Annotated in this window: 17 protein-coding genes; 2 read left to right on the top strand and 15 right to left on the bottom strand. The window is 58.5% G+C overall.

The window, feature by feature from the left end:
• Positions 1 to 278 precede the first annotated feature (278 nt).
• The 6 genes from AC2FJ6_RS00235 to purC all read right to left on the bottom strand — a co-directional run bounded on the left by AC2FJ6_RS00235 (position 279) and on the right by purC (position 6,333).
• A complete protein-coding gene (locus tag AC2FJ6_RS00235) occupies positions 279 to 1,613 on the bottom strand; it encodes a sigma-54-dependent transcriptional regulator (RefSeq protein WP_496668100.1) in 1,335 nt (444 codons plus the stop codon).
• 12 nt (positions 1,614 to 1,625) lie between these two features.
• The gene (locus tag AC2FJ6_RS00230; RefSeq protein ID WP_170769676.1) at positions 1,626 to 3,404 is read right to left on the bottom strand and encodes a sensor histidine kinase; all 1,779 of its coding nucleotides are present in this window, start codon (positions 3,402 to 3,404) and stop codon (positions 1,626 to 1,628) included.
• A 37-nt stretch (positions 3,405 to 3,441) separates the two neighbouring features.
• Positions 3,442 to 4,110, bottom strand: coding sequence for a phosphoribosylformylglycinamidine synthase subunit PurQ (purQ, locus tag AC2FJ6_RS00225; protein ID WP_170769675.1), 669 nt, complete (start codon positions 4,108 to 4,110; stop codon positions 3,442 to 3,444).
• Between the two features lie 11 nt (positions 4,111 to 4,121).
• Positions 4,122 to 5,165, bottom strand: coding sequence for a zinc-dependent alcohol dehydrogenase family protein (locus AC2FJ6_RS00220; RefSeq protein WP_170769674.1), 1,044 nt, complete (start codon positions 5,163 to 5,165; stop codon positions 4,122 to 4,124).
• Positions 5,166 to 5,169: 4 nt separating this feature from the next.
• Entirely contained in the window at positions 5,170 to 5,400 is a 231-nt protein-coding gene (purS, locus tag AC2FJ6_RS00215) for a phosphoribosylformylglycinamidine synthase subunit PurS (RefSeq protein ID WP_170769673.1), read from the bottom strand.
• A 177-nt stretch (positions 5,401 to 5,577) separates the two neighbouring features.
• A complete protein-coding gene (gene purC / locus AC2FJ6_RS00210; RefSeq protein WP_170769672.1) occupies positions 5,578 to 6,333 on the bottom strand; it encodes a phosphoribosylaminoimidazolesuccinocarboxamide synthase in 756 nt (251 codons plus the stop codon).
• Positions 6,334 to 6,518: 185 nt separating this feature from the next.
• Between purC and AC2FJ6_RS00205 the strand changes: the two genes are divergently transcribed.
• A complete protein-coding gene (locus AC2FJ6_RS00205) occupies positions 6,519 to 6,836 on the top strand; it encodes a DUF1476 domain-containing protein (RefSeq protein ID WP_170769671.1) in 318 nt (105 codons plus the stop codon).
• Positions 6,837 to 6,953: 117 nt separating this feature from the next.
• Positions 6,954 to 7,967 carry a betaine--homocysteine S-methyltransferase gene (gene bmt, locus AC2FJ6_RS00200; RefSeq protein WP_170769670.1) on the top strand — a complete coding sequence of 338 codons (1,014 nt, stop codon included), beginning with the start codon at positions 6,954 to 6,956 and terminating at the stop codon, positions 7,965 to 7,967.
• 3 nt (positions 7,968 to 7,970) lie between these two features.
• Here bmt and AC2FJ6_RS00195 read toward each other — a convergent pair whose 3' ends face one another.
• The 9 genes from AC2FJ6_RS00195 to AC2FJ6_RS00155 all read right to left on the bottom strand — a co-directional run bounded on the left by AC2FJ6_RS00195 (position 7,971) and on the right by AC2FJ6_RS00155 (position 15,882).
• Complete coding sequence (locus tag AC2FJ6_RS00195) at positions 7,971 to 8,747, bottom strand: enoyl-CoA hydratase-related protein (RefSeq protein ID WP_170769669.1); 777 nt, start codon at positions 8,745 to 8,747, stop codon at positions 7,971 to 7,973.
• A gap of 73 nt (positions 8,748 to 8,820) precedes the next feature.
• Positions 8,821 to 9,273 (bottom strand): cytochrome c-type biogenesis protein, encoded by a 453-nt coding sequence (locus AC2FJ6_RS00190; RefSeq protein WP_170769668.1) that lies wholly within the window; start codon positions 9,271 to 9,273, stop codon positions 8,821 to 8,823.
• Complete coding sequence (locus tag AC2FJ6_RS00185) at positions 9,270 to 11,234, bottom strand: heme lyase CcmF/NrfE family subunit (protein ID WP_170769667.1); 1,965 nt, start codon at positions 11,232 to 11,234, stop codon at positions 9,270 to 9,272. Before AC2FJ6_RS00185 ends, AC2FJ6_RS00190 begins: the two co-directional genes overlap by 4 nt.
• A 75-nt stretch (positions 11,235 to 11,309) precedes the next feature.
• Positions 11,310 to 11,888 (bottom strand): holin family protein, encoded by a 579-nt coding sequence (locus AC2FJ6_RS00180; protein WP_170786664.1) that lies wholly within the window; start codon positions 11,886 to 11,888, stop codon positions 11,310 to 11,312.
• The gene (locus AC2FJ6_RS00175) at positions 11,879 to 12,490 is read right to left on the bottom strand and encodes a holin-associated N-acetylmuramidase (protein ID WP_170769665.1); all 612 of its coding nucleotides are present in this window, start codon (positions 12,488 to 12,490) and stop codon (positions 11,879 to 11,881) included. Before AC2FJ6_RS00175 ends, AC2FJ6_RS00180 begins: the two co-directional genes overlap by 10 nt.
• A gap of 119 nt (positions 12,491 to 12,609) precedes the next feature.
• Positions 12,610 to 13,056 (bottom strand): cytochrome c maturation protein CcmE, encoded by a 447-nt coding sequence (ccmE, locus tag AC2FJ6_RS00170; protein ID WP_170769664.1) that lies wholly within the window; start codon positions 13,054 to 13,056, stop codon positions 12,610 to 12,612.
• A gap of 7 nt (positions 13,057 to 13,063) precedes the next feature.
• A complete protein-coding gene (argC, locus tag AC2FJ6_RS00165) occupies positions 13,064 to 14,092 on the bottom strand; it encodes an N-acetyl-gamma-glutamyl-phosphate reductase (RefSeq protein WP_170769663.1) in 1,029 nt (342 codons plus the stop codon).
• Between the two features lie 93 nt (positions 14,093 to 14,185).
• The gene (gene murI, locus AC2FJ6_RS00160; RefSeq protein ID WP_170769662.1) at positions 14,186 to 14,995 is read right to left on the bottom strand and encodes a glutamate racemase; all 810 of its coding nucleotides are present in this window, start codon (positions 14,993 to 14,995) and stop codon (positions 14,186 to 14,188) included.
• Positions 14,996 to 15,003: 8 nt separating this feature from the next.
• Entirely contained in the window at positions 15,004 to 15,882 is an 879-nt protein-coding gene (locus AC2FJ6_RS00155; protein WP_170769661.1) for a lysophospholipid acyltransferase family protein, read from the bottom strand.
• Positions 15,883 to 15,890 lie beyond the last annotated feature (8 nt).

The raw sequence follows: 15,890 nt of genomic DNA, 5'->3' as shown, positions 1-15,890 counted from the left end.
TCAACTGCCCCTTGATCGGGGCACAATCGGCCTGCTCAGCCAGTGTGGGAAGATGTCACCACCTGCGACCTCGCAGCGAAACTCAAAGATTCGGGACTTCAGGGCACAAAAATGGCCCGGCCCGTTCGGGTACAATAAAAGCAGTCCTGTGGAAAAGACAATGGGCAAACTGCATGCCGCCTCAATCCAGCACGCTCCCAAACCTTCTTCTGTTTAAAAAATACCTCGGGGGTGAATTGAGCCACAGGCTCAAGAGGGGGCTGGCCCCCTCCCAACCGTCACAAATAGTCCGAGCGTTGCAACCCGTATTTCGCCATCTTTTCGTTCAACGTCCGACGCGGCAGACACAGCTCATCCATCACCGAAGCGATCGAGCCTTTGTGTCGGCGCATGGTATTGTCGATTAGCATCCGCTCGAACGCCTCAACATATTCTTTCAGCGGCTTGCCCTCTGTGGTCATAACCGGTTGCATCTCTTCATGATCCGACATCAACAACGATGCGATCGTTCCAGACCCGCGCCGTGATTGCAGAACCGCACGTTCCGCAATGTTAATAAGCTGCCGCACATTACCCGGCCACGGTGCCTGCAACAGCTGCGCGGCCTCCTGCGCACTGACCTGCGGTGCATCACAGCCATATTCCTCGGCAAATTGCTCGCTAAGGCGCGTGAATAGCGTCAGGATATCTTCGCCGCGCTGGCGCAGCGGCGGCATGGTGATGCGCAGCGCAGCCAACCGATAGAACAAGTCCGGTCGCAGAACATCTTCCGAGGTCTTTCCCGCTTCCTGCAAATTCGAAATTGCGATAATGCGGGTCTCGGCAGGTGTGCCCTGATCATTCATCACGCTCAGCAATCGCGCCTGCAACGTGTCGCTCAACGCTTCGACATCTTCCAGCACCAGCGTGCCGCCACGCGCCTCTTCAATGGCAGGCAATTGCGCATCCTCGGGCATCATAGGCCCGAACAACCGTTTGGACAGCGCCTCTTCCTCCAAGGCTGCGCATGAGATCAGGACGAATTTCTTGCCTGCCCGACTGCCAACGGCGTGCAGAGCGTGCGCCACCAATGTCTTGCCAGTTCCGGTTTCACCGTCGATAAGAACATGCCCATCGGCTTGTCCCAGATCCAGAATATCTTCGCGCAGGCGCTCCATGACCGGACTGGCCCCGATCAGTTTGCTCATGATCTGGGTGCCATCGGACAACTCACGCCGCAAAGCCCGGTTGTCGAGCGTCAGACGACGGGCGTTGCTGGCGCGTTTGGCCAGTTCGGACATCCGGTCGGGGTTGAAGGGCTTTTCCAGAAAGTCGAACGCGCCCACGCGCATCGCCTCAACCGCCATAGGCACGTCCCCATGCCCGGTGATCATGATGACCGGCAGTGTACTGTCCGCGCCCATGAGTTTCTTCAGCAACTGAATGCCGTCCATACCGGGCATCTTGATGTCCGAGATCACGATGCCGGGGTAGTCCGGCCCTAATACCTTGAGCGCATCCTCGGCACTGGCAAAGGTTTCGGTGTCATATCCCGACAGTGCCAGCCATTGACTGATCGACCGGCGCATATCCTGTTCGTCGTCCACAATGGCGATCTTCATGGCTTGTGCCATTTTCTTACCCCGTTATTCCGCGGCCTCTAGGCCATCGCTTCCAAGTATTGGCAACTGCATCTCGAACACCGCGCCCCCGTTGGGACTATTGCGGGCGGTCAGCCGTCCTCCATGGTCGTTCACGATCCCAGAGGAGATGGCAAGCCCCAGCCCAACCCCGTCGCCCGGCTGCTTGGTTGTATAGAACGGCTCGAACAGGTTCTCGATATCTTCGATACCATGCCCATTGTCGCGCACCGTCAACACCGCCATATCGCCTGCTGCCAAAATGATTTCAACGTCGGGCTCAGATACTGACTTGGTGGCGTCCAGCGCGTTGCGCAAGAGGTTTACCATAACCTGCTCGATCCGCATCCGGTCGCCCATGGCCAATACCGGTTCTTCGGGCAGAATCTGAGTGATCTTAACATGGCGTTGCCGCAACTGCGGTTCCATCATTGACAAGGCCGAGGCCAGCGCTTCGCCAAGATTTACAGGGGAAAACGCGTCCGCCCCCTTTCTTGCGTAAGACTTGAGCTGGCGGGTGATCGCCCCCATCCGCTCAATCAGCCCGTCTATGCGACCAAAGCTGGCCAATGCCTCTTCGGGACGGTTGCGGCGCAGCAAAAGGCGTGCCCCGGCCAGATAGGTTTTCATTGCAGCCAGAGGTTGATTAAGCTCATGACTGACGGCTGCCGACATCTCACCCAACGCCGCAAGTTTCGAGCTTTGTGCCAGCGTCTGCTCAGCCACTTCCAGCGTCTTTTCTACCCGTTCACGTTCAGCAATTTCCCGCTGCAAGCGGGCGTTCAATGCGCGAAGCTCTGCCGACTCGCGTTGAAACAGCGTCATGCGGAACGTGGCTCGGCGGCTGAGCGCATAGAAGGCCAGCGCCAGAAGAATCGCAAAGCCCATGATCTCCAACGCGATGACGCTGTTCACTTTTTCGCGGATAGAGGAATAGGTCGTGAATGATGTCATCTTCCATCCACGAAACGGAATGCGGGTTTCCATGCGCATCACGGCCTCACCCTGCACATAGGCGTCGGCAGGCAGGGCTGTCCAATCTGCGGTGGCACGTATGGCGCGTTCGATGGCAGAATCCGGCGATTGGCGTTGAATGGCAGTGTTTTCGTCCAGTCCGCGCCATTTGGGTTCGGTCGAAAGGATCACGGTCCCGGTGCTGTCCGCCACCATAACGGCATCCGAGATTCCGGCCCAAGCGCGTTCGAACTTTTGCAAATCGACCTCGACCACGATGACACCGAGGACTTCGGCATTTGCCTCAATCCGGCGCGAATAGACAAAGCTGTATCCACCGGACTCTGTCTGTATCACTGTGAAGATCGTCGCGTTGGAGCGAACCGCATCAATGAAATAAGGCGAGTTTCTGTGCCCTTCGCCAAGACGGTTCCTGTCCGTCGCCGCCCGTGTCAGACCATCACCGTCCAATAGCATCAGTGAGGCTGCACCGATTTCCTCGACAAATGAAATCAAGCGTTGGCTGGAGAGCGTATAGTCACTGGACTGCAAGGCCGAGATCAGGCTGGGATCGCGCGCCAAAAGCTGCGGAACAATAGCATTGCGGCGTAGTTCGCTCAGCAAATTTCCGGAGTACAAAGCCAGCCGCAGTTCAGCGCGGTTGCGTGTGGATTCAGTAAAGCGGTCGGTCAGCAACCGGTTCGTGACCCAAATCGTTGCCACGGTTGCCAGAAGAAGAACCGTGACCGCAACGCGCAATCGCCACCCCAAAGGGGCGCCTTGAAACGGGGTCTTGAAAGAAGACCAGCCTGAACGATTGTCGGAACTCATGCCCCGGAAACTACGCGGGCTGAATCGGTTCCTCAAGTCACGCCGGAGCAAGAACGCCTGATAATGCGCGGAACAATGCCGTTCCGTCCGTGCCGCCATGGCCCTGATCCGCCGCCCGTTCAGGGTGCGGCATCATCCCGAGAACCCTGCGGTTTTCCGACAAGATGCCTGCGATGTCCCCGACCGAGCCATTCGGATTCTCGGTATAGGTGAATGCGATGCGATCTTGATCACGAAGCGTGGACAATGTTGCGTCGTCAGCAAAATAGTTTCCATCATGATGGGCAATCGGCACGCCGATCTCGTCACCTGCGTTGTAGCCCTGCGTAAAGGCGCTGTCGCTGGTTTGAACTTTCAGGCCGACGGTCTTGCAGATGTACTTCAGGCCCGCATTGCGCAGCAGCGCCCCCGGCAAGATCCCGGTCTCGGTCAATATCTGAAAACCGTTGCAAATCCCTACGGCATAGCCACCACGCTCGGTATGGTCGACAACCGCCTTGCAGATGGGTGACTGCGCGGCAATCGCACCGCAACGCAGGTAGTCACCGTACGAGAACCCGCCGGGCACGCCCACGATATCCACGCCCTCGGGCAGAGCGGCATCCTTGTGCCAAACCATGTCGACCTGAAAACCGGCCTGTTCAAAGGCCACGGCCAGGTCCCGGTCACAGTTGGAGCCGGGAAATACGATGACTGCTGCGCGCATGGCGGGGCCTCCTAATGCGTGAAATCGGTGACAACCGCGACGCCGGGGGGTGTCGGGTGGTCAAAGGCGGCAAGTTCCTCACTTACCTGGGACAAAGAAATATGCCGCGTCACCAGTGGGCTCAGGTCAACACTGCCCCCTGCGATCAACGACAAAAGCGAGGGGTAGCGCCAGCTGGGCATACCGCGGGTTCCGAATACGGCAAGCTGACCGGAATAAAGCGCATCCATCGGCAAGGTCATGTTGCTATGCGGTCCGGCGGGCATTCCTATTTGCACCATGCGACCCAGCTTACGCAGGGATTTCATAGCGGCGATTGTAGTAGTTTCGATCCCAAGAGCCTCGATCGCGACATGGGCACCACCGCAGGTGATATCCTTAATAGCCTCTGGCGCATTGCTGGTCGCCGCGTTGACCACCACATCTGCACCCAAAGTTTTGGCGTAGTTCAACTTGTCGTCGGCGATATCCACAACGATCACGCGCGCACCCAGCGCCTTGCCCAGCAACAGGGTCGATATCCCTACTCCACCGCCGCCGAAAACCGCTAGCCATTCACCGCCTTGCAACTGCGCACGCCCCACCAGGGCCTGCCAGACCGTCGTGACACGACAGCCCAAGGCAGCAGCAATTTCAGGAGCCATTGTGTCAGGCAACACCGAAAGATTGGCATCTGCATGCGCCACCGAGACATATTCAGCAAACGCGCCATCGCAGGTAAAGCCAGGCACCACCTGATCGGCGCAGATTGTTTGATGGCCTTGCGCGCAATCCGGACAATGGCCGCAAGCCAGAATGAAGGGCGCGATCACCCTGTCTCCGACCTTCCAACGGCCAACACGCTTTCCAACCGCAACCACCTCGCCGCAGAATTCGTGTCCGGGAATCATGGGAAGGACAACATCGGGGTCCGCACCGGACCATGCGTGCCAGTCGGAACGGCACACGCCGCAGGCCAGCACGCGCAGAACCACACCGTCCTCTCCCGGTTCCGGATCGGAAACCGAGGCCAGCTCGAGCGGCTGGCGATAGGTGATTAGACGCGCCGCCCGCATCCGCTTAGACCAGTTCGATCTCGTAGCGTTCGATGACCGTGTTTGCCAACAGTTTTTCGCACATCTGGGTCACGTCGGCTTCGGTCGCGCCGTCGGCCAGCTCAAGGTCGATCACCTTGCCCTGACGCACGCCTTCGACCTGATCAAAGCCCATGGCACCCAATGCGTGGCGCACGGCCTCGCCCTGCGGGTCGAGAACCCCATTCTTGAGCATCACATGCACACGTGCTTTCATTCCTGCAACTCCAGCTAAGGGCCAAAAGTCGCGGCCCGTTCCGTTGCGCGGGGGATAGCGCGCCTTTTGCCATTCGACAACCCTTGTCCGCACGCAGTTTGCCGCAGGAACCGGCGCAAAAGCAAAAACGCCGCGCAAGGGCACGGCGTTTCCAGTATTCCACGCAAGCGAGGCAGATCAGTTGATCAGCGTAGGCTTGGTCACATTGCTTTTGGGCAGAACGCCCAGACGGCGCGCGACCTCGGAATAGGCATCCGTCAGGCTGCCCAGATCGCGACGAAATACGTCCTTGTCCAGCTTCTGACCGCTTTCGATGTCCCACAGACGGCAACTGTCGGGGCTGATTTCATCGGCGATAATCAAGCGCTGGAAATCGCCTTCGTACACGCGCCCGATCTCGATCTTGAAATCGACCAGACGAATGCCTACCGCCAGCATCATGCCGCTGAGGAAATCATTCACCCGCAGCGCAAGGCTGAGAATATCATCCATGTCCTGCTGGCTGGCCCAGCCAAAGGCGGCGATATGTTCCTCGGTCACCAGTGGATCACCCAGAGCGTCATCCTTGTAGCAATACTCGACGATCGGACGCGGCAATTGCGTGCCTTCGGCAATGCCCAGACGTTTGGACATCGACCCGGCAGCATAGTTGCGCACGATCACTTCCAACGGCACAATCTCGCAGCTACGCACCAGTTGTTCACGCATGTTTAGGCGGCGGATGAAGTGCGTCGGAACGCCAATCTGGTTCAGACCGGTCATGAAAAACTCGCTCAGGCGGTTGTTCAGAACGCCCTTGCCGTCGATCACGTCTTTCTTTTCCGCGTTAAAGGCAGTGGCATCATCCTTGAAGTACTGGACGATCGTACCCGGCTCGGGGCCTTCATACAGAATTTTTGCCTTGCCTTCGTAGATTTTCTTGCGACGCGCCATAAGCGACCCTTCCAGACTGACGAGCGGGAATATTCCCGCTTCTTGGCGCTCTCATAGTCCAACCCCCCTTTTCCCGCAAGCGCAGTAAACCGAGAGGCTTTGACGCAGCGCAAATCCCTTGCGTCCGGGCGCGGCTATCGTCATATCATCAATCAAGAAGATATAACCGAAGAGGTCCCCAACCCATGACCACGTTTGACGAACGCGAAAACGCATTTGAAGCCAAATTCGCCCATGATGAGGAAATGCAGTTCAAGGCGCAGGCGCGTTGCAACAAGCTGCTGGGCCTGTGGGCCGCGGAAAAGCTGGGCAAGTCCGGTGCCGACGCTGAGGAATACGCCAAAACTGTTGTGATCGCCGATTTCGAGGAGGCCGGACACGAAGATGTCGTGCGCAAGGTCTCTGGCGATCTGGGCTCGCTGTCGTCGGATGACGAAATTCGTGCCAAGATGGCCGAGCTGCTGCCCCAAGCCAAGGCGCAGGTTCTCAGCGAAACCGACTGAGGGAATTCGCCCCGCCTCATGATCTTCATGAGATTTATGAATTTGCTTTGAAGTCCCGGTCATGAGACACGGGACTTCTTAGTTTTATCGGCTTCGCCGACTTTTTGGGATAGCCCAATGACAAACGCACTGACGAAACTTCTGGAAACCAAAGACGCGATTCTGGCCGATGGGGCCACCGGAACAAACCTGTTCAACATGGGCTTGCAATCCGGTGACGCGCCTGAGCTGTGGAATGTAGACGCGCCTGACAAGATCAAGGCTTTGTATCAAGGCTCGGTCGATGCGGGCAGCGATCTGTTCCTGACCAACACCTTTGGCGGTACATCCGCCCGTTTGAAACTCCACGACGCGCAGAACCGCGTGGCTGAGTTGAACCGCATCGGGGCGGAGCTGGGCCGTGAGGTGGCCGACAAGGCCGGCCGCACCGTGATCGTCGCGGGCTCGGTCGGGCCGACCGGAGAGATTATGGAGCCCGTGGGCAGCCTTTCTCATGAAGGTGCCGTCGAGATGTTCCACGAGCAGGCCGAAGCGTTGAAATCAGGCGGTGCTGATGTGCTGTGGCTTGAAACCATCAGCGCACCTGAGGAATTCCGTGCCGCCGCAGAGGCCTTTGCACTGGCGGACATGCCGTGGTGCGGCACCATGAGTTTTGACACGGCCGGGCGCACAATGATGGGCGTGACTTCGGCTGACCTGGCGCAATTGGTTGAAACGCTACCGAACCCGCCCGTGGCCTTTGGCGCAAATTGCGGCACCGGAGCATCGGACATTTTGCGTACAGTTCTGGGCTTTGCGGCACAGGGCACCGAACGTCCTGTGATCTCGAAAGGCAATGCGGGTATCCCCAAATATGTGAACGGCCATATCCACTATGACGGCACGCCCGAGTTGATGGGACAGTATGCGGCCATGGCCCGCGATGCAGGCGCAACAATCATCGGTGGCTGCTGCGGCACGATGCCCGATCACCTGCGCAAGATGCGCGAAGCGCTGGACAGCGCGCCGCGTGGTGTGCGCCCTACTCTGGATCAGATCACGGATGCGCTGGGGCCGTTCTCATCGGCCTCGGACGGCACGGGTGAGGATGCCGCGCCCGAGCGACGGACACGCCGCCGCCGCCGCGCCTGACGGTCAGCGCCCCTCGAATTTCGGGGGGCGTTTTTCCATGAAGGCCACGACACCTTCGGCAAAATCACGCGAACGTCCGCATTCGCCCTGCAAATGGGCCTCGATTGTCAGTTGTTCGTCCAGCGTTTTTTCGTAAGTACCACGGATCGCTTTCTTGATCGCGCTGAACCCTGCGGTCGGACCATTTGCCAGATAAGTCGCCCGTTTGCGCCAATGTGCGTCGAATTCCGCGTCTGGGACGGCCTCCCAAATCATGCCCCACTCATCTGCTTGCCGGGCGCTGATCTTGTCAGCGAAAAGTGCGGCGCCCATCGCCTTGGCAAACCCCATCTGGCGCGGCGTGAACCAAGTGCCGCCCGCATCCGGCAACAGCCCGATCCGCGCGAAGGCTTGCAGGAAATAGGCGCTTTCCGTGGCAATCACTACATCGGCACATAGCGCCATATTGCACCCTGCCCCCGCCGCTGCACCGTTCACCGCCGCGATGGTCGGCACGGGGCAGTTGTAGATCGTTTCCAGCATCGGTTCGTATTCATCGCGCAAGGTTCGCTCAAGGTCGATCTTGCCGGTGCTGGACGCATCCCCCAGATCCTGCCCGGAACAAAAGGCAGCGCCCGCGCCAGTCAGCACCACCGCACGCGCATCAGTCGCTGCCTGTTTCATCGCATGAGCGATCTCGGCCCGCATCTGCGCTGTCATCGCGTTCATCTTGTCGGGCCGGTTCAATGTCAGCACCGCCAGATTGTCCGAGATGTCCAGCAACACGGTTTCGTAATTCATCAGGATCCCCCCAAACAACAGTCTTGGGCAAACCCTGACGCAATTCCATCACAAGGGAAAGACCGACCAAGGGTCAGTCCTTGAGAATTTGTTCCAGCCGCTTCTTTTCCGCCTCGCTGAGCGTATCCGAGCCCGCGGCCTGAACGTCCGAACGTTTTCTCAGGAAATTCCACCCCATCGCAGCGGCGATCAATAGCATGATCGGACCGGCCAGCCACAACATCAGGTTCGACCCTGTAACGGTTGGCTTCAGCAAGACATACTCGCCGTAACGATCTACAATGAACCGGATCGCCTCATCATCCGTGTCCCCGGCAACCAGACGCTCGCGCAACAATAGGCGCAGGTCACGGGCCAGATCAGCGTTGCTTTCGTCGATACTTTCGTTGCGGCAAACAAGGCACCGCAGCCCGGTGCTTAGATCGCGGGCGCGTTGTTCAAGAACCGGATCGTCCAGCACTTCATCAGGCTGCACCGCAAACAGGGGTGAGGCGATTAGGGCGAAGATCAGGAAAAGGCGCTTCATTCCGCAGGTACTCCGCCACTTGGGGCCTTGCGCGCGCCCGCTGCGACCCGGAACCGCCGGTCCGACAGGCTGAGGAAACCACCCAGCGCCATCAGGATACACCCGCCCCAAATCCAGTTGGCCAGCGGTTTGATATAGGTCCGCATGACCCAGCCGCCATCGGCCTGCTGATCGCCGATCACAACATAAAGATCGCCTAAAAAGCGATAGTCGATCGCGGCCTCTGTTGTGGGCATGCGCGCAACTGGATAGTCGCGCTTTTCGGGATGCAGGCTGCCCATCGGACGACCATTCTTTTCGACCCGAACATCAGCAGTTGTCGAGAAATAGTTGGGCCCTTCAACCCGTCTGACATCTTCCAGTGTAAGCGTAAATTGCCCAACCTCGAAAGGTTGGCCAGGTTGTGCGACGCGGATATCCTCGACTTCCCAAGCGGTCAAACCCGCAATGGCAAAGATAGTGACGCCAAGCCCAGTATGAGCGACTGCTTTGCCCCAATCCGCACCAGGCAGTCGGAACAGACGTTGGATACTGCCTTTACGGCCCGTGCGACTCCACAGGTCCACCGCGGCCCCGAAGGTGATCCATGCGCCAAGAAACAACCCAACCGGGCCCATGGCGCTGCGGCCGGTCTGCATCGCCCAAACCAGAATGGCCAATGCAACAGCCAGCACAAACGCATAGCGTAGCGAATATGCCGCTTTGCCGATCTTACCCCGCTTCCACGGCAGGATCGCCCCAATGGGCAGCACAAGGCCTAAAGCAATCATGAAGGGTGTGAAGGCGGCATTGAAGAACGGAGGCCCAACGGACAGTTTCCGATCAAACGCCATCTCGGCCACCATGGGCCACATGGTTCCGAAAAAGACCACGAAACAGCTAACGGCCAGCAAGATATTGTTTAGCACCAGCGCGCTTTCTCGGCTGACCATTCCAAAGACACCCTTGGCCTCCATCGCCTGCGCGCGTGCGGCAAACAACGTCAGCGCGCCGCCAATGAAGATCACAAGAATGAACAGTATGAACAAGCCGCGTTCCGGGTCGTTTGCGAAGGCATGGACCGAGGTCAGCAACCCAGAGCGCACGATGAACGTGCCGATCAGCGAGAACCCAAATGCGATGATCGCTAGCAGGATGGTCCAGCTTTTCAGCGCCTCGCGTTTCTCGACCACAATGGCCGAGTGCAGCAGCGCCGCCGCCAAAAGCCATGGCATGAACGAGGCATTCTCAACCGGATCCCAGAACCAGAATCCACCCCAGCCGAGCTCGTAGTAAGCCCACCACGATCCCAGCGCGATGCCGATGGTCAGAAACACCCATGCGGCCAATGTCCAGGGGCGTACCCACCGTCCCCAGGCCGCGTCCACGCGGCCCTCGATCAGGGCGGCGACGGCAAAGCTGAAGGCCATGCTCAGACCCACATAGCCCAGATACAGGAAGGGCGGATGGAAGGCCAATCCGGGGTCTTGCAGCAGAGGATTCAAGTCCCGCCCATCAAACGGAGCGACGATCAGGCGATCAAACGGGTTCGATGTAAACAGGATAAAGGCATAGAACGCGACACCAATTGCCGCCTGCACCGCCAAGACGCGTGCTTTCAGCGTTGGCGGCAGCCCCGCACCGAATATCGCTGCCATACCGCCGAAAATCGCCACGATGAAGACCCACAGCAACATAGACCCTTCGTGATTTCCCCATGTGCCGCTGATCTTATAAAGCATCGGCTTTGCGGAATGGCTGTTCTCAACCACGATGCGCAGCGAGAAGTCCGAAGTCGTGAAGGCCCAGACCAATGCACAGAAAGCGAACCCAACCAAAACGAACTGAGCGATGGCCGCCGTCTCGCCGAATGTCATCCACCCGGTCCACCTTTTGGCCGCGCCGATCAAGGGAACGATTGTCTGCACAATTGCAACGAGGAACGCGAGGATGAGCGCATAGTGACCGAGTTCTGTAATCATGGCCCCGGATATAGTCCTGTTGCGCCGCAAGCACCAATAACTTTCGCTTAAACAGCACGCACATAGTGTCGCGGGTCAGGCTGTTTTCGCGCGGCGCCACTCTTCAAGTGCCGGGTTCTGGTCCGGGGTCAAGATCGTCTCGGACAGTTCTGCGTCAGGGCCAGGATCCGCCCGACCCATGCTGGTGTGACGTAGCGCATTCAGGGTCTCGATGTTTTCGGCAACCTGGGGTGCGCGCAGGACTGTGGCTGAGATTTCCCGCTGCAAATCCTGTGCCTTGGCCTGATGTCGTGCACCGAAATAAAACGACACGATGACCCCCAAAAGCCACCAAAGCGGCTCGGGCACCAAGGCGATTCCCTGCATTCGGGCGGCAAACCACAGCGGGTCGATCATGGCAGCCACAAACAACCCCATCGTTCCCAGCGCCAGCGCGGGGCGCGGCAGGCGGTTTAACCCGTCGATGAACCGGTCATAGGCGCCTTTCTGCGGCATCTGAAACTCGGCCCCAAACTGCGCAAGCGTTTGGCTTTGAACCGTCGCATCCCGGACAGCGCGGTTTTCGGCATTCTCGCGGAATACCTCAGCGGTTTCACGCACCACGTTGCGCCCTCCTCCGAACAGAAACGTCAAGACATCCGAGATCAATCCCATTGCGCAACCCTTTGCTGAAATTCGCGTTCGTTCAGGTGATAGCGGGCCGAAATGAACTCTTCCGCCCGGCGTATCCACCCGCCCTTCCCCCCGGCCCGCGTTCGCGCGTATTTTCGGGACGCAGGGCGACGGTCGGCCAGTCGAAAGTAATAGTTCCGGCGCGCAATCCCGTATGCATCGGCCAAGGCCGTTGGGCTCCTTTCGGCCGCCTTGAGGCTGGCCTGCGCGGTTTGCGGCCCGATGACCCCATCAACCGCCACCGCAAACCCCATATCGCGCAGCAAGTGTTGCAGGAGTTTCACGGCCTGCGCGCCGGTATTCACATACATGTCGAAAACTGACGCCTGAAGACCCTCTGGCAGCAAGGCCAGACGGGGACGGTCGAAATAATGCGTGACGAAAATCTCGACGGCTCGCGATAGGCTGAGCAGCCTGACATCCTCTGTCGTCACTTGACCGTCCGCGTTCAGATCCAGCCCCAAACGCCGCATCGTATGGATTGTGACGCCGTATTTGGTCGCGCTGCCGGGGTCGTCCGGGTCGTTCACGAACCCACCCTCGCGCGCCACGATCTGCGTGGCGATATCCCGAACCGTTTGCATGGCATCCTCCGCATCTGATTGCCGAGAACGCTGGCAGAGAACAATTAATTCAAGACAATGACAAAGGGCGCTGCAGGGTTCATCCCCGCAACGCCCGTTTACTCAGTTCTGAGCAGAGTTCAGCTATCGCTGCCTTCTTTGTAGACGCCTTGTTCCTTGAGCGCATCCACCACCTCTTTTGGCATGTATGTCTCATCATGCTTTGCAAGTATTTCAGTGGCTTCGAACACGCCATTCACGTAGCTGCCTGTGCCCACCATTCCCTGATTTTCGGTAAACAGATCAGGCAGGACACCGGTAAAGGCCACCGGTACACTTTCGCCGCCATCTGTGACGACAAAGGTCACAGTCTCACCCTGCCCCCGCACGATTGAGCCTTCTTCGACCAACCCGCCGATGCGAAACACCTCCGTCGGTTTGGGTGGCTCGGCGATTACTTCGCTGGGGGACCGGAAAAAGTTGATTCCATCCTGCAAAGCCCACCCAATCAACGCCGTCGATGACACCAAGGCCACCACAGCCAGCAGAATGATTTGTACGCGACGACGTTTCTTGAGAGACTTCATGATATCCTCACGGGAATAGAGGGGCCATCATCAGGCCAAGGGTTTCAGTTTCACCTAACATCAGGTTCGCATTCTGCAAGGCTTGGCCACTGCTACCTTTTGTCAGGTTATCCAGCGCGCCGATCACAATGGCGCGACGTTCGATCCGGTCGCCCACCACGCCGATATGGCAAAAGTTCGAGCCCCGCACATGATGGGTCGACGGGGTCTCGCCAAAGGGCAGCATCTGGATGAAAGGTTCCTGTTCGTAGGTTTTGGCCAGCGTTTCATACACGCTGGCCGGATCACCTTTCACGTAAGTGGTCGCCAGAATGCCCCGGTTGGCCGGGACCAGATGCGGTGTGAACTGCACATGGACCAGACGTCCTGCCAGGGCCGAGAATTCCTGATCGAACTCACCCAGATGCCGGTGCGTGCCACCCACGGCATAGGCGTTGTACCCTTCGCTGAGTTCGGCATGCAGCAGATTTTCCTTGAGCGACCGCCCCGCGCCGGACACCGCGCATTTGAGGTCCAGAATGATGTCATCCAGATCAATCACCCCGGCCGAGATCAGCGGGCGCAGCACATATTGCCCTGTAGCCGCGTTGCAGCCGGTACCCGCCACCAGACGCGCATCGCGGATATCATCGCGATAAAACTCGGTCAGGCCATAGACGGCTTCGTCCTGCTGCGCCAAAGCGGCATGCGGGTTGCCGTACCATTTCTCATACTCTTCCGGGTCGCGCAGGCGGAAATCGGCGGAAAGGTCAATGATTTTGAGATCTTTGGGCAGATCGCGGATGACCTCTTGGCTGGTTTTGTGCGGCAAGGCGCAGAAACACAGGTCGATCTGCGAAAAGTCAATCTCGGCTATCTTGCACAGGTCCGGCAGATCCATATGGCGCAGATGCGGAAAGACCTGCGCCATGGACTGGCCCGCCTTACGCTCGGCGGCCAGCGCAGTGATCTCCATATTCGGATGCTCGGCGATCAGGCGCACGAGTTCGGCACCGGTGTAGCCGGAAGCGCCCAGAATTGCGATTTTATGGGTCATGTCAGACCTCTTCTATTCATATGTCACATATCACGACCGCCGATGCGCCGGCCTTGGTTTACGGATTCGTCCGCTTGGCGTCCTTGACCTAAGTCAGACAGCCTCGAAGGAGATTTGTCGTCGCAGGAACTGCGTTGCCCGGTCACTGACGAAGGCGGGCTTGCCGGTGGTCAGAAACCCAGCCTCGCCCTTGCCCAGCATGTTTGGATGCCGGGCTAGGTAATCCGCTAGGCTTTCGGCCACCAGATCACCTTGGCTAAACACCTGCACATTCGGACCAAGAGCCGCCTGGAAGGTCTCGGCCATAAGCGGGTAGTGGGTGCAGCCCAAAATCGCGGCCTGCGGATCAGGCATCTTGCGTTTGAGAGCATCGACATGGCTGCGTACCAGGGCTTCGGCCAGAATCATGTCGCCGTCCTCGATGGCATCGACCACGCCGCCACAGGCCTGGGCCTCAACATCCACGCCAATGGCGCGAAAGGCCAGTTCGCGCTGAAATGCACGGCTAGAGACAGTCGCGGGCGTCGCAAACAGCGCCACATGTTTTACGGCAACCTCACGCGGAGGGCTGTTGTCGCCCCATTGCCGCTCGGTCAAAGCCTCGATCAGCGGTACAAAGACACCCAGCACGCGCTTGCCCTCGGGCACGCCTTCTTCTTGCATTCGGCGCAGCGCAGCGGCGCTGGCGGTGTTGCAGGCCAGGATCACCAGATCACAGCCGCGGTCCCACAACGCGTTCACCGCCCCGCGGGTCAGGTCATAAATGTTTTCCGCATCTCGCACGCCATAAGGCGCGTGCGCACTGTCTGCGTAATACAGGAAATCCACTTCCGGCAGACGTTTCTGCGCGGCGTCCAGAACGGTCAACCCGCCCAAACCAGAATCAAAAATACCTACTGCCATTTGCCCCTTCAGGCGCGATGCCGTTCCTCAAACTCATAGCCGTAGTCATAAGACTTCAACGGCTTCGGGGACAGCTCATACGTGGCTTTGCGCAGGAAATCCATCATCTTGCGTGTGTCCCCGGCCAGAGGGTCCAGAACGTCGCGGCTGATCGGCTCCCCGATCGCCACTTTGACCGGAGTGTCGACACGTTTTTTGAACTCTTTGATCAGCAAACCCATGCGCAAAGTGCTGTGCAGATGGCTGGCGATCTGAAACAGACGCGAGGTGTGACCGTCAAAGAAGACCGGCACCACTGTTGCGTTCGATTTAGCGACCATTCGTGCAGTAAAGCCGCGCCAGCCCGGATCCATCGGGTATGAGAACGGCTTAACCCCGGTGCTGACCGTACCGCCGGGGAAAATCCCAATCGCGCCACCGTCACCCAGATAGTTCAGGGCCGTTTTGCGAGTTTGCAAGTTCAGCTTCATCGCTTCTTTGGTCTCGTCAAATGACACAGGCAACACGACCCGGTTCAAGTCTTCGGCCTTGCGGAACACGCTGTTGGCCAGAATGCGAAAATCGCCGCGCGTTTGCGACAGAATATGTCCCATCATCATCCCATCAAGTATGCCATAGGGGTGGTTGGCAATCAGGATCAGTGGGCCGGTATTGGGGATATTCGCGAGCGATCCGCCCACCACATCCAGAGAAAGGCCATAACGGTCCACCATGACCGTCCAAAAATCGCGGCCCTGCGCGACCTCTTGTTCATAGCCGTCCGCGCGTTTGATCAGGCGCATCCGACCCGTCGTGTTTTCCATCAACTTGATGACCATGCGACCGCCTTTGGTTTCGGCGGAATAAGCATAGGAAATGTCACGAGCGACATGGCGGGGCGAAGGCATTGCGGTCT

This window comes from Ruegeria sp. CDSA089 (genome assembly GCF_059612205.1).
The sequence above is the reverse complement of the archived record's forward strand: the minus strand, read 5'-3'. Positions and strand labels throughout refer to the sequence as shown.

Coding starts and splice junctions, on each gene's coding strand:
- AC2FJ6_RS00235 (WP_496668100.1), bottom strand. CDS start 1,613: ATGGCACAAGCCATGAAGATCGCCATTGTGGACGACGAACAGGATATG.
- AC2FJ6_RS00230 (WP_170769676.1), bottom strand. CDS start 3,404: ATGAGTTCCGACAATCGTTCAGGCTGGTCTTCTTTCAAGACCCCGTTT.
- purQ (WP_170769675.1), bottom strand. CDS start 4,110: ATGCGCGCAGCAGTCATCGTATTTCCCGGCTCCAACTGTGACCGGGAC.
- AC2FJ6_RS00220 (WP_170769674.1), bottom strand. CDS start 5,165: ATGCGGGCGGCGCGTCTAATCACCTATCGCCAGCCGCTCGAGCTGGCC.
- purS (WP_170769673.1), bottom strand. CDS start 5,400: ATGAAAGCACGTGTGCATGTGATGCTCAAGAATGGGGTTCTCGACCCG.
- purC (WP_170769672.1), bottom strand. CDS start 6,333: ATGGCGCGTCGCAAGAAAATCTACGAAGGCAAGGCAAAAATTCTGTAT.
- AC2FJ6_RS00205 (WP_170769671.1), top strand. CDS start 6,519: ATGACCACGTTTGACGAACGCGAAAACGCATTTGAAGCCAAATTCGCC.
- bmt (WP_170769670.1), top strand. CDS start 6,954: ATGACAAACGCACTGACGAAACTTCTGGAAACCAAAGACGCGATTCTG.
- AC2FJ6_RS00195 (WP_170769669.1), bottom strand. CDS start 8,747: ATGAATTACGAAACCGTGTTGCTGGACATCTCGGACAATCTGGCGGTG.
- AC2FJ6_RS00190 (WP_170769668.1), bottom strand. CDS start 9,273: ATGAAGCGCCTTTTCCTGATCTTCGCCCTAATCGCCTCACCCCTGTTT.
- AC2FJ6_RS00185 (WP_170769667.1), bottom strand. CDS start 11,234: ATGATTACAGAACTCGGTCACTATGCGCTCATCCTCGCGTTCCTCGTT.
- AC2FJ6_RS00180 (WP_170786664.1), bottom strand. CDS start 11,888: ATGGGATTGATCTCGGATGTCTTGACGTTTCTGTTCGGAGGAGGGCGC.
- AC2FJ6_RS00175 (WP_170769665.1), bottom strand. CDS start 12,490: ATGCAAACGGTTCGGGATATCGCCACGCAGATCGTGGCGCGCGAGGGT.
- ccmE (WP_170769664.1), bottom strand. CDS start 13,056: ATGAAGTCTCTCAAGAAACGTCGTCGCGTACAAATCATTCTGCTGGCT.
- argC (WP_170769663.1), bottom strand. CDS start 14,092: ATGACCCATAAAATCGCAATTCTGGGCGCTTCCGGCTACACCGGTGCC.
- murI (WP_170769662.1), bottom strand. CDS start 14,995: ATGGCAGTAGGTATTTTTGATTCTGGTTTGGGCGGGTTGACCGTTCTG.
- AC2FJ6_RS00155 (WP_170769661.1), bottom strand. CDS start 15,882: ATGCCTTCGCCCCGCCATGTCGCTCGTGACATTTCCTATGCTTATTCC.